Origin of the sequence: Shewanella surugensis (assembly GCF_023284005.1) — a bacterium.
GTDB classification, from domain to species: Bacteria; Pseudomonadota; Gammaproteobacteria; order Enterobacterales; family Shewanellaceae; genus Shewanella; species Shewanella surugensis.
Map to the genome: position 1 here is coordinate 24,865 of NZ_JAKIKS010000014.1, position 13,490 is coordinate 38,354.

Annotated in this window: 10 protein-coding genes and 1 other RNA gene; 1 reads left to right on the plus strand and 10 read right to left on the minus strand. The window is 39.6% G+C overall.

The genetic code is table 11. From position 1 onward, the window contains the following. The first annotated feature begins 87 nt into the window (after positions 1-87). On the plus strand, positions 88-759 hold the full coding sequence (locus L2764_RS05315) for a DUF2057 domain-containing protein (RefSeq protein ID WP_248939201.1): 672 nt from the start codon (positions 88-90) through the stop codon (positions 757-759). Positions 760-923: 164 nt separating this feature from the next. On the opposite strand, the gene L2764_RS05320 is transcribed toward L2764_RS05315, so the two are convergent. The 10 genes from L2764_RS05320 to L2764_RS05365 form a co-directional block, all read right to left on the minus strand. Further along, a complete protein-coding gene (locus L2764_RS05320) occupies positions 924-2,321 on the minus strand; it encodes a sugar porter family MFS transporter (protein WP_248939202.1) in 1,398 nt (465 codons plus the stop codon). A 95-nt stretch (positions 2,322-2,416) separates the two neighbouring features. Then, entirely contained in the window at positions 2,417-3,814 is a 1,398-nt protein-coding gene (locus L2764_RS05325; RefSeq protein WP_248939203.1) for a sugar porter family MFS transporter, read from the minus strand. 285 nt (positions 3,815-4,099) lie between these two features. Beyond that, complete coding sequence (locus tag L2764_RS05330) at positions 4,100-5,497, minus strand: sugar porter family MFS transporter (protein WP_248939204.1); 1,398 nt, start codon at positions 5,495-5,497, stop codon at positions 4,100-4,102. Between the two features lie 270 nt (positions 5,498-5,767). Continuing rightward, entirely contained in the window at positions 5,768-7,177 is a 1,410-nt protein-coding gene (locus L2764_RS05335; RefSeq protein ID WP_376708377.1) for a sugar porter family MFS transporter, read from the minus strand. A gap of 55 nt (positions 7,178-7,232) precedes the next feature. Further along, positions 7,233-8,552 (minus strand): xylose isomerase, encoded by a 1,320-nt coding sequence (gene xylA / locus L2764_RS05340; RefSeq protein WP_248939205.1) that lies wholly within the window; start codon positions 8,550-8,552, stop codon positions 7,233-7,235. A 75-nt stretch (positions 8,553-8,627) separates the two neighbouring features. After that, positions 8,628-10,082: a xylulokinase gene (xylB, locus tag L2764_RS05345; RefSeq protein WP_248939206.1), complete on the minus strand. Its 1,455-nt coding sequence runs from the start codon at positions 10,080-10,082 to the stop codon at positions 8,628-8,630. Positions 10,083-10,247: 165 nt separating this feature from the next. Continuing rightward, positions 10,248-10,344, minus strand: an RNA gene (ffs, locus tag L2764_RS05350) — signal recognition particle sRNA small type. A 160-nt stretch (positions 10,345-10,504) separates the two neighbouring features. Next, a complete protein-coding gene (locus tag L2764_RS05355; protein ID WP_248939207.1) occupies positions 10,505-10,795 on the minus strand; it encodes a ComEA family DNA-binding protein in 291 nt (96 codons plus the stop codon). A gap of 223 nt (positions 10,796-11,018) precedes the next feature. After that, positions 11,019-12,245, minus strand: coding sequence for a trans-sulfuration enzyme family protein (locus tag L2764_RS05360; protein WP_248939208.1), 1,227 nt, complete (start codon positions 12,243-12,245; stop codon positions 11,019-11,021). A 108-nt stretch (positions 12,246-12,353) separates the two neighbouring features. Then, a complete protein-coding gene (locus L2764_RS05365; RefSeq protein ID WP_376708378.1) occupies positions 12,354-13,475 on the minus strand; it encodes a TIGR01620 family protein in 1,122 nt (373 codons plus the stop codon). Between the last annotated feature and the right edge of the window lie 15 nt (positions 13,476-13,490).

Below are 13,490 nucleotides of genomic sequence, written 5' to 3' on the forward strand. Positions count from 1 at the left end.
TCAAGGTTCAGGTGACTTGGGTATAGAACCATAAAAAAAGCAAAGACTGATAAAAAATAGAATGCTCTAGCTCTTTAAGGAATGAAAATGAAATCAATACGTACCATAACCGCTTTACTGACACTACTGGCAAGTAGCTCTTGTCTTGCTGCTACTCTGACTATTCCGATGTCTTTTGAATATTTGGCTATTGACGGACAGAAAATAAAAACCAATATTTTTACCCATAAAGCTGATTTACAATTACAGCCCGGCAGCCATAAAATCGCTATCCGGTATAGTGACATGGTAGAAGATGATTACAGTGATAGTGAATATCGTGTTGAATCATCACCTTTTATTGTGACCTTAGATGTCAATGGTGACTATCAATATCACTTACTTCCTGTTGGTGGTATTCCTGTAAAAGACCCTAATACTTTTTCAAAATCACCTAAGGTCATCATCAAACGTGGCGATAATGGTGCCGTTGACTATCAAGTTAAACAAACTGATTTTACTGAAGAAAGCTTCGTTTCTCAGTTATTTACTCGAAACAAGCAAGATATTGATCCTAAAATGGCTGCAACGGCGGCGACCAGTAAAGGCAATGCAGCGCCCATACCTCAGCCACAAGATCCTATCACCCATGCCACATCCAATAATACAACTTCCACTCAGTCCTCAAAAGAAGCACAAAAAATGTTAAAATATTGGTGGGAACAGGCCGATGCCCCCACTAGAAAAGCATTTATGGGTTGGGCTATACAGCAGATGTGAACAGACCATTTTAGACAAATACATTGAGTGCCTGTATGGGCGCTCATATTCAAATAACGAAGAGATCCCTGAGGCATTAGCCCTAAATTCTCATTCGCTCTAAACCTTAAAGAGAGATTAGGTTATCGTTAAGATTGGTCTGAACGTAACCATTCACTCACAGTCTAATACGGCATTGCTTCTAACTCTTTTCCTTTTGTTTCGTAAATATATTTATAAACAAAGATAATCGACAAAAATGCCATAATAGTATAAAGCACATAAGCACTGGTTAATCCAAAGGCCCCTAAAATAATAGGGAATGTCATTACTGTGATTAAATTTGCACTCCATAGAGCCACGCCACTGATGGCTAAAGCTGAGCCACGGATCTGGTTAGGGAATATTTCTCCTAACAGCACCCACATAACAGGTCCCCAAGATAGACTAAAAAAGAATACATAAGCATTGGCTGCAATTAATATTGTTGTATCTAAATGTCCCAAGTCTAGCGTGCCTGCTCTCGCTACTGGTACTTGAGAAAAAACATATACCATCACAGCTAATGATACTGTCATACATATTGAGCCAATAAGTAAAAAGATTCTCCGTCCCCATTTATCGATAAACAGTAATGTAAATAAACAGGCTACCAAGCAGGTAAAACCGATGATGACATTAATCAACAGTGCATCTAATTCAGTAAAACCCGCAGCTTTCCAAAAAATAACACCATAATAAAAAATAACATTGATCCCAGTTACCTGCTGAAAAAGAGCCAAACCTAACCCAACCCATACAACTCTGTTCACTTTCCCTGTCTTCTGATCCTTCAAATCAGAAAATCGAGGTAAATGTGTATCTGATAACGTCAACGAAATTTCAAGGTATTTGGCTTCTCCAACAAACTGACCATAAAGACGTGTTAATACCTTCACAGCTTTTTTATGCTGCCCATGCAGTACTAAATATCGAGGGCTTTCAGGAATAAATAATAACCCAAATAAAAAAACAAAAGATGGGATCAATTCAACCCAAAACATCCAACGCCACACTTCATATTCAAACCAAAAAATATGGCTTGATCCACCCGTTAAATTAACAAAAATATAATTACTTAAAAAAGCAACAAATAAACCAATAATAACGGCGACTTGCTGAAAAGCACCTAAAGAGCCACGATAACGAGCTGGGGCAACCTCAGCTATATACATAGGAACAATAACAGATGCAGCACCCACCCCCATTCCTCCGAGCAAACGAAATGCAATAAATACATAGGATGTGGAGGCTATTCCAGAACCCCAAGAGCTCACAACAAACAATAATGCGATGACAAGTAATGTTGAACGACGGCCGTAAACATCGGCCAAATGACCCGCAAAAAAAGCACCAATAGCGCAGCCCACAAGCATAGAGGCAACGTTAAAGCTCAATCCCATATACTCAGAATTAAAAGCCACCTCTAACCCGCCCAATGTTCCATTAATCACCCCAGTATAAAAGCCAAATAAAAATGAACCTATAGCAGCAATAAAGCTAATCAATGTAATAAAGGGTATACGTTCATTATTGTGTGTCATACCATTGTCTCAATATATTAATATCGCTCTTTATTTAAAAAGTATAAAAAATTCTCTGGTTAATTTATCAAGATATCTCAACAAAATAAGCTGACTTACATGCTCATTTCTTCTAGTTCTTTTCCTTTTGTTTCATCTAAATAGCGGTAAACAAAAATAATGGAGAGAAATGCAAATAAACTGTATCCAGCATAAGCCCCCACTAACCCCATATTATTGAGTAATAATGGAAAACTCATGGTGATAATGAAATTAGCAATCCAATGCACAAATCCCGTTACTGCCAAACCAGACCCTCTAATTTGATTTGGGAACATCTCCCCCAAAATGACCCACATCACGGGTCCCCATGATAAATTAAAGAAAAAGACATAAGCATTCGCCGCGATTAAAGCCAACGTATCATAATGGCCTAAATCCATGACGCCATAAATGTCTGGGGTTGCCTGATAAAAAACAAACACTAATAACAATAAACAAATAATAATGCCCGTAGAGCCGATTAAAAGAAAAGGCCTTCGACCCCATCTATCAATAAAAAGAATCGTAAAAACACACGCACCTATGCTTAATGCAGCGCTAATCACATTGATAAGCAATGCATCAGATTCAGAAAAACCTGCCACTTCCCACAAAATTGCACCGTAATAAAAAACAACATTGATCCCCATAAACTGTTGAAATGCCGCAATTCCAATACCTATCCACACAATACGGCGTACTTTTCCTGTAACTGGATTTTTTAAATCTGACAATCTAGGTTTATGATCAGCTGATAGAGACAATGAGATTTCCATTAATTTTGCCTCACCAAAAAATTGCCCGTACAATTTCGTGAGTACAACGAGTGCTTGTTTGTTTTTTTCTCTAACGACTAAATAGCGGGGACTTTCCGGTACAAAAAAAAGGGTAAATAGAAAAATGAAGGCCGGTAGTAATTCAGCCCATAACATCCACCGCCACGCTTCATAACCAAGCCAGAATGTGTTTATTGAGGTTCCAGCCCAATGAACAAGCAAGTAATTACTCATAAAAACAACGAACAACCCTACATTTATAGCAACTTGTTGCAATGCGGCATACGCACCTCTATAACGTGCAGGCACGACTTCAGCAATATACATAGGCACTAAAATGGATGCTGAGCCCACAGCAAACCCTCCCACCATGCGATAAAAAATAAATACATTAGAGGTATCTGCAATTCCTGAGCCCCAAGCACTTAAGATAAACAATACTGCAGCAATTATCATCATAAAACGACGACCATAAATATCGGCGAGTCGGCCGGAAAAAAAAGCACCTACAGCACAACCAAGCAAGGTTGAAGCCACATTAAAACTAGAAGCCACAAGCGTTAAGTTAAACGCTAACCTAAGCCCTCCAATAGTGCCATTTATCACTCCAGTATCAAAACCAAATAAAAATGCTCCCATCGCTGCAACACAACTAATGGACATGATAAGAACAGTGTTTTCATTACTGTATTTCATACAGTATGCTCAGCTTGAATGATTCAATTTTCATTTCAACAATGACCTATAAACCGAACGTTTATGATGACAAGAACATGATAACGGTAAGCGATTAAGTGCTTATGTAAAAGTTTACAAAGGTTGGGTTTAGCCCTTTAGATAGCGCGACCCCATGTGCTATCAGGTAATCAACATATCGACCAAGGTCAAAAATCAAACAAAATACCGGATAACTTCAATTCATGTACTTATCGTATTAAAAAATATCATTTACACAGGAATAAATGCATTAAAATTGTCTGATTAACTTTTAAGTTCTTCTAACTCTTTATCTTTTGTTTCAGTAAGATAATAAAATACAAATAACGTCGATAGTAAGGCAAATAAACTGTATAGACTAAACACCCCAGCTAACCCAACATACCGGAGTAATAATGGAAACGTCATAATAACCACAAAATTAGCAATCCAATGCATGAAACCTGTTACCGCAAGGGCAGAGCCTCTAATTTGATTCGGAAACATTTCCCCTAACATTATCCACATCACCGGTCCCCAAGATAAATTAAAAAAGAAAACATACATATTAACAAGTACTAAGGTTAACATCCTATACTCGCCTAAATTGATCACGCCATAAACATCTTTCTTTACATTAAAGAAAATAAAAGCGATGATTATCAATGTAATAAAGAGAATAATACTGCCTAATTTTAACAGCGGTCGCCGTCCCCAATAATCGACTAAAAAAATCATGCAAATACACCCCAGGGCCCCCACACTCGCCACCACAATATTAATCAATAATGAATTTAATTCAGAAAAACCAACTAGCTCCCATAAAACAGAGCCATAATAAAAAATAACATTAATCCCCATTAGCTGTTGCAGCACGGCGATAACAAGCCCTATCCAAACGATCCGACGAATTTTTCCAGTATGATTACTCCATAAATCTGATAATCTTGGGGCGTGATCACTCGAAAGCGACATCGAAATATCCAGCAATTTCGCTTCTCCTAGAAATTGCCCATAGAGTTTAATTAACACTTTTAACGCTTGCTTATTTTTCCCTTTAACAACCAAATAGCGAGGGCTCTCAGGGATCCAAAATAATGTGATAAAAAAAATGAACGCAGGTAATAGCTCCCCCCATATCATCCAACGCCAAGTTTCATAACCCAGCCAAAATTCGTTTATTGAGGTTCCTGACAAACTGACGAGTAAATAATTACTGGTATAAACCACTAAAAAACCACTAACAATGCCCAGCTGTTGTAAAGTACCATAGGCACCTCGATAGTGTGCCGGCGCAATTTCAGCAATGTACATCGGCACAAGAACAGAAGCAGAGCCTACGGCTAACCCACCAATTAACCGATAAAAAATAAAGACATTCGAAGAATCAGCCATCCCCGATCCGCCAGCACTCAGTATAAATAACACCGCAGCGACAATAAGCATGGTTCGTCGACCATAAATATCCGATAGCCTACCCGAATAAAAAGCCCCAATGGCACAACCTAATAACATAGAAGCAATGTTAAAACTCGATACGAATAAATTTGAATCAAAGGCTAACCTCAACCCTCCCACGGTACCGTTAATAACACCCGTATCAAAACCCAATAAGAAGGATCCCATTGCAGCAACGCAACTAATCGACATGATAAGAAGAAAGTTGTTATTACTGTATTTCATCGATTATGTGCATTCCTTTCTAGTCGTCGAAGAGTGTAAAACGCAATGAAATAAAAGCTCTAAAATCCCTAAATACCCACTATTACCTAATCATAGGATATTTATTCTTAATCAACTTGAAAATAAACCGAATTTAATTAAAAACACGCAGCATTAGTCTCTTATTATTGATGCCCTGCTATCAAACAATAATCGCAATAGTTTACTTATCTTAAAAGCGCTCCACATCACTCCCTATAATAACTAAACATAAAACAAATGTTTTTAACATCAATAAGGCATAGATTCTAATTCTTTACCTTTTGTTTCATATACGTAGATAAATACAAAAATAATAGACAATAGAGCCGAAATACCATAAAAACTATAAGTTACTGCTAATCCAAGCGCTGAGAGAAACAAAGGAAAACTGACCGTCACACAAAAATTAGCCCCCCATTGCACAAACCCTGCAACGGCTAATCCAGATCCCCTGATTTGATTAGGAAACATTTCGCCTAACATTACCCACATAATCGGCCCCCAAGACAAATTGAAAAAGAAGACATAGGCGTTTGCTGACACTAAAGCTAACAGTCCAAAATCGCCTAAGATAAGTTTACCGTTGCTGCCCATATCTGCTTGAGAAAAAGCAAAAATCATTAAACCTAATGCAATTGACATCCCCACAGAACCAAGGAGTAAAAAAGGCTTACGTCCCCATTTATCAATCAAGAACATCGCTACAATGCATGCAGCCACACTCACAGCACCGGTTGAAACATTGATTAATAAAGCTTTTTCTTCAGAAAATCCTACAGCCTGCCAAAGCACGTCACCATAATAAAACACGACATTAATGCCTATTAATTGCTGAAAAGCGGCTAAACCTATACCTACCCACATCACATGCTGTATTTTACCTGTTTTAGAATCTTTTAAGTCTGTAAAACTAGGAGGATGATCAGATAATAAAGAGTCATGTATTTCACTCAATTTAATGCGACCTTGATGTAGCCCATAGAGACGGGTTAACACCTTTCGAGCCCTCGATATTTGGTTCTCTGCAACCAGATATCGAGGACTCTCAGGAATAAACAATAGTGCAAATAAAAATATAACAGCAGGCAATATCTCCACCCAAAACATCCAACGCCAAGCTTCATAATTAAGCCAAAGAATAGTCATTGATGTACCTGCAATCTTGGTAAGCAAGTAATTACTTAAAAATGCCGCTAACAATCCAGTTAATATTGAAACTTGCTGCAATGAAGCCAACGCACCTCGATAACGTGCCGGAGCGATTTCAGCAATATAAATAGGAGAAAGGATTGAGGCGGCGCCCACAGCAAAACCGCCCAAAACACGAAAAAAAACAAAAAGACCTGAGGAGCCAGCCATCCCAGAGCCCCAAGCACTAATGATGAAAAAAATCGCCGAAATGATTAACACCGTTCGACGACCCCATCTATCCGATAATCGCCCAGCAAAAAAAGCGCCTATTGCACACCCAAATAGCATTGAAGCGACGTTAAAACCTGATCCCACCGAAGTAGAATGATAGGCGTGCTGCAAACCCTCTATCGTTCCGTTTATCACACCACTATCAAAGCCAAAAAGAAAGCCACCAATAGCTGCAATGCAACTAATTAACACCACAAAAAACATATTTTCATCTTGATGTTTTTTCAGCTTTAACACATTGCTCTCCTATTCATATTATCTTCAACAGGCCCATCCCAGTTGTGTCATGATCTTATTTATAAATCATTCTATTAATATAATTTTCTAATGCCTCTTGCTGCCCAGTAACTCCTTGAGGATTCAGTTTATTTTGCGCCACATAATCCATTAGGACTTGTAGGCTCATTTCTCCATTTAAAATATCTTGCCCAAATAACGTACTCCATCCTTTATACCTAGCGGTAACCAGTGAGGATAAATGTTCATCCAGTATGATTCTCTCTGCTTTAAGTAACCCTAATGCAATCGTATCCATCGCTCCAATATGAGCATGAAAGAGATCTTTTTTATCAATACTTTGCCGACGAAGTTTAGTGTCAAAGTTAAAACCTCCTGTAGTAAACCCTCCATGTTTAAGGATTTCATAACAAATTAAGGTCATCTCTTCCACGCTATTAGGAAATTGATCGGTGTCCCACCCCAGCTGAGGATCGCCTCTATTGGCATCTAAAGAACCAAAAATACCCAACGCAAAGGCATTACTCACTTCATGGTGATAAGAATGCCCCGCTAAAGTCGCATGATTAGCTTCAATATTCACTTTAAATTCTTTCTCTAAACCGAATTGACTCAAAAAAGCATATACCGCAGAAGTATCATAATCATACTGATGCTTAGTCGGCTCTTGTGGTTTAGGCTCAATTAATAATGTGCCTTCAAAACCTATTTTATGCTTATGTTCAACAATCAAATTTAAAAAACGTGCCAATTGCATTCTTTCTTGTTTTAAATCGGTGTTTAATAATGTTTCATAGCCTTCCCGCCCCCCCCAAATAACATAATTTTCCCCTCCGAGTTCATGGGTTGCTCGCATCGCGTTGCATACTTGCATCGCAGCATAAGCAAAAATATCAGGATCGGGGTTAGTGGCAGCACCTGACATATAACGTTTATGAGTAAACAAATTTGCCGTCCCCCATAAAGGCTTTAAACCTGTATCTTGTTGCTTAGTCGCAAGCACCTCTTGCATAACATTAAAGTTATATAAATAGCTTGCTGGGCTGTCACCTTCCGGTGATACATCCGTATCATGAAAGGTGTAGAAAGGCACGCCTAGTTTTGCAAAAAACTCAAAGGCCACATCCGCTTTTAACTTGGCCATTTTAAGCGGATCACCGCATTGATGCCAAGGTCTATCAAAAGCCGGCTCTCCAAAGATATCGACCCCATTCCAACAAAAATTATGCCAATAACATGCCGCAAAACGACAATGCTGTTTCATTGATTGCCCTAGCACTAAGCGTTTCTCATCATAAAAACGAAAAGAAAGTGGATAAGAAGCATCAGTCGCTTCATACTGAATAGCGCCAAGATCACTAAAATATTCACTCATAGCATCCTCCAATAAAAATGACTCATCTATTAACTTTAACTATTTCTTTTTAAAGCTATTCCCAGTCGAACCCGATTAGAACAAGTGAATAAGGCTTCTATAAAGCTCACTAAATTTAGCGCGGTTCTCAAGATGCTCCCTATACAATGACAATTCAGGTTCGTAGCACGCGATTAGCTTAGGGAGTGGAAAAATATCTGATACTTTATTGTTAGGCATAAGAGCATATTTTGCCAATCTTGCCGCGCCCAATGCCGGTCCAATCTCCCCGCCTTCACGATACTCCACTTGCTTACCCAACACATTCGCTAACAATTGCCGCCAATAGACACTCTTTGATCCTCCCCCTATCAGCGAAATAAATTCAACGTCTGGCTGTACTTCATGTAAAGCTCTAAAGCCATCCGCTAACGCATAGCTCACTCCTTCTAACACCGCTTTGGTCATGTCAGCTCGCGTGGTTGAATGCGATAATCCCAAAAAAACCCCCTTTGCATTGGGATTATTATGAGGCGTTCGCTCACCGGACAAATAGGGTAAAAATAATAGCGAAGCAGGGGAAGAAAGCGTAGAGGTTTCCACTTCTTGTAATAGTTGAGATACCGAAAGGGGACCTATCATATGCGCAAACCAATCTAAACAAGAAGCGGCACTTAATATCACCGACATTAAATGCCATTGATTAGGCAGCGCGTGACAGAAGCTATGAACGCCTGCATCTGGATTTTGCTTTGCCCCATCACTTACCACAAAATACACCCCTGAAGTGCCCAACGATAGCATCGATTGTCTAGGTTTACAGATCCCCACACCTAACGCACCCGCTGCATTATCGCCTGCACCAGCAACAATCGGTACGCAGTGCATTTTCCACCTCTTTGCTAAGTGGTGTTGTAAATAGCCGCTAATCTCATTACCTTCATAAAGCTTAGGCATTTGCTCAATGGTCATTCCTGTCACATTAAGCAGCTCTTCACTCCACTGACGCTGCTTAACATTCAGCCACCCCGTCCCCGATGCATCTGATAAGTCAGAGGAAAATTCACCACTTAATTTAAATCTAAGGTAATCTTTAGGAAGTAAGACTTTATGGACTTTATCGAAAATTTCAGGCTCATGCTTTTTCACCCAGAGTAACTTCGGGGCAGTAAAACCTGGCATCATTTGGTTGCTGCATAACATTCTGGCTTGGGGTAATTGCGCTTCAATTTCTTGGCATTCAAAGGCACTTCGACCGTCATTCCATAATATGGCAGGCCTTAATAACTGCGCTTTGTTGTCTAATAAGGTCGCGCCATGCATTTGACCCGTTAACCCAATCCCTTTGACATCAACCAACGCTTGTTTCAATGACAGTCGATCAAGCGTAGCTAAAAGTGCATTCCACCAAGCATCAGGCGATTGTTCGGACCATAAAAGTTGAGGACGTGATATGGATAACACTTGCTCCTCTATTGCTATGGGTTGATTATCATCCGCTAATAGCACCACTTTTATCGCCGAGGTACCGAGATCTATCCCTAAATACACTCACATCCCCAATCAAAAAATTGATAAGTATAAGCATAGCTAAACATTGAAGTAACGAAGATAAACTGGATGATAAAAATGAATGATAAAATATTGAGGTTGTTAAATACGGGAGGTTATTTATAATAAGTAAGTAAGTAAAAAACATGAATATTTTTGGAGGTTCCCCTAGAGCCACACCTCGGCACATGATTCGCTTGCTGCGGTTGCTCCCTTCCAGGCCTGGCCGAGTTCACAAGTTATCATTGCGAGGGGACCCTAAGGTCACCAGAGGTTTCATTGAGAAAATAACGTTAACTCCTCAAGAACAAGCGTATTATCTACTATGCTCTTAACGCAATCAAGTCATAATTCACAATTACACCTCGATCGTTATCTGACTGGCTACTTAGCAGCCAAACTGACGATAAAGAGATCATTTTCTAGTTAAATGCTATGCGATTTTTATTCTCTTCAATCACACTACTCCCAATACCACTCACCTCCTCCAAATCAGCAAGAGATGAAAAGTCGCCATTAGACCGCTGATATTGCTTAATAGCCTGCGCTTTAACAGAGCCAACGCCTTTTAATGTCGCCAGCTCAGAAACGGAGGCTGTATTGACATTAATCTTATCTGATGACACTTGGGCTGTTTGCATTGTTGATGATGCTTGAGGGGCTGAAATGGCCTTCGCCAAAGAGTCACTGCCAGCATTAGCACTGCAAATCACGAATTAAAGTAGCAAATAACACACTGCATTTATTAACTTTCATAATTGTTCTCCTGATCTAAATCCATTTAAGTATCAACCATCAATTTGCTTACTGGCCAATGACCATCATATCAATGTAGAGCAGATGTACCATATTCGCCAATTATTATTCTTTTTTACTAAGAAAAAAGAACAACCCCCAATGTCAACTAAGCAGCTCAGCTATCTAGCACCATTAACTCTACTCTATGGTATGTTCTATTTCAGCAATCAACTCGGTCCGATAATAATCGATACTCGCTAATGCTTGATTAAGATCCTCAATGATATCTTCGACTGATTCTAATCCCACTGAAATGCGTAATAGACTATCGCTGATCCCCGCTTCAGCTCGCTCATCTAAAGAATAGGGCGAATGGGTCATAGAAGCGGGATGTTGAATCAGGGTTTCGGCATCCCCTAAACTCACTGCAATAGCAATAAGTGACAGGCGATTAACAAACAAAATAGCTTGTTCTAAACTTGCATTTAACTCAAAAGCAATAACCCCACCCGCCCGTTTCATTTGAGTCCCAACTAACCCATGACCATCATGATAATCCAGTCCAGGATAATAGACTTTAGATACTAAGGGATGCATGTCTAAAAACTGTGCGACTTTTTCCGCATTATCACAATGTCTTTCCAACCTGACATCAAGTGTTTTCAGCCCCCTTAAAATTAACCAAGCATCATGTGGGGAGATCACACCACCAAAATCTTTAAGAATTTCGTATTTAATCACTTCCATTTGTGCTTTGCTGGCACAAACAACACCAGCAATGACATCACCGTGGCCATTTAAATATTTAGTTGCACTATGCACAACAATATCAATACCGTGACTAATTGGTCGCTGTAACAAAGGTGTCATAAAGGTATTATCAACAATGCTGATTAAACTATATCGTTTCGCAATATCGGCAATTGCACTTAAATCAAACACGTCTAAATGAGGGTTAACCGGTGTTTCACAAAACAACACCTTCGTTTCAGGTTTAATCGCGGCGCAAATCGCATGATGATCATTAAAATCAACTAATGTTACCTGAATACCAAACTTGGCCAGTTGCCCTGTCATCAATGAAAAAGTGCATCCATAAACGGCTTTTGAAGCAACAAGGTGGTCGCCTTGCTTAAGGTTAGCTAATAAAGCCGATGATACGGCAGCCATTCCAGATGCCATCGCGACAGCATCTTCACTGCCTTCTAATACAGCCATTTTCCGCTCTAATTCTGCGGTCGTCGGATTGCCTAATCGAGTATAAACATAGCCTTTCTCATCGCCTGAAAATCGCGCGCCACCTTGCTCAGCATTATCGAACACAAACGTTGCACTTTGACATAAAGGGGAAACTAATGCCCCTTCACTATTTTTTTGATGACCGGCATGAATAGTTTGTGTCGCAAGCTTCCATTTATTTTGCATTTTTCTACCCCAATAGGTTCAATGTTTATCAAATAACCCTTTGTAACACTGCAGCACCATGAACCAAGATGGGGGTAAATCACACTAAAAGCATAAAATAAATTCAATTTAGGGTGTAAAATCCTTTTTACGCTGCCTACTAGTACGATGAGTGTTTACGGGAAATGCGCTGCTTGAAAGCGCCTTTAATTCTAATAATAATTCTTTATGGATGTGAGATAATTTAGGCTTAGAATGTCCATCAAAAGCTAAGGGACGACATAATGCCATGGCTTGATAGCCTAATCTTGCCGTTAACAAACCACCGCCTAATCCTTGCGCCAATCTCGCCGAAAGCTTTCCCGACATTTCGACAGATAAAAGCTGCGTGCCGACATCCGTAATAATCTCACTGGTTCCCGCATAAATAATATTCATTAGAATCCCGCGGATCAGTTTAATTCGACTGCAATACCCAAGTTCAATGCCATAACAAGCAGCCAGTTCATTGATCATACGTTGATTACGCCAAAGCATAAATGCCATATCCAGAACTGCTAATGGGCTAGCGGCCAATAATAAAGCCGATTGTGCAGCAAAACGCCTCACCAATTTTTTAGCGATCTCATCGCGATCTTGTAAAATTAATTGATCAAATAAAATGAGTTTCTCCGCATCATTATGATCATCTTTACAAGAGGAATAATAGGCCTCGGTTGCTTTTGAAGGCGGTAAATGAGTCACTATCCCCTCAATGAATGTATCGGCTTCCCCCATTTGCATACTTTCAGATAATCGCATGCCAATTTGTTGCGTTTCTTCAACGCCTTTAAGCTTGAGTAATTTACGCCATTCAGTAAAAATCAGTTTGAGGGTCCCGACTCCGACTAACAATATCACGCTGCTATAGAGACTAAATAACCAAGAACTTTGCACCCAAGTCGACTGTAAGCCTAGATAAAGTTCAGATGAAATAAGTAAAAATAACGCCAGTAGCGTCAACTTAGCGAGCCAAGAGACACCTTTTTTGGGCCGTGTTCTCTCTTTAAGCAAGCCTTCATCTGCTGCTAACATGTCAAGAATATCATCAGAAAAAGTCCCGTCAGCGCTTTGCTCTTGAGACTCTTTATCCTCTAACACATCCACGTCATCAAAATGTTGACTCGGCTTCAAGACAGCTTCGCTCGGATCAGCATGTGAGGAAAATGTTTGTTTAGGCTTGATAAAATCAGATGTCTCTCTTGTCATCATTCACCTCTTTTTATC

Bases quoted from the DNA above. Each gene is read 5' to 3' on its own strand.
- xylA (WP_248939205.1), bottom strand. From the start codon at position 8,552: ATGAGTGAATATTTTAGTGATCTTGGCGCTATTCAGTATGAAGCGACT.
- L2764_RS05320 (WP_248939202.1), bottom strand. From the start codon at position 2,321: ATGACACACAATAATGAACGTATACCCTTTATTACATTGATTAGCTTT.
- L2764_RS05365 (WP_376708378.1), bottom strand. From the start codon at position 13,475: ATGATGACAAGAGAGACATCTGATTTTATCAAGCCTAAACAAACATTT.
- L2764_RS05325 (WP_248939203.1), bottom strand. From the start codon at position 3,814: ATGAAATACAGTAATGAAAACACTGTTCTTATCATGTCCATTAGTTGT.
- L2764_RS05330 (WP_248939204.1), bottom strand. From the start codon at position 5,497: ATGAAATACAGTAATAACAACTTTCTTCTTATCATGTCGATTAGTTGC.
- L2764_RS05315 (WP_248939201.1), top strand. From the start codon at position 88: ATGAAATCAATACGTACCATAACCGCTTTACTGACACTACTGGCAAGT.
- L2764_RS05360 (WP_248939208.1), bottom strand. From the start codon at position 12,245: ATGCAAAATAAATGGAAGCTTGCGACACAAACTATTCATGCCGGTCAT.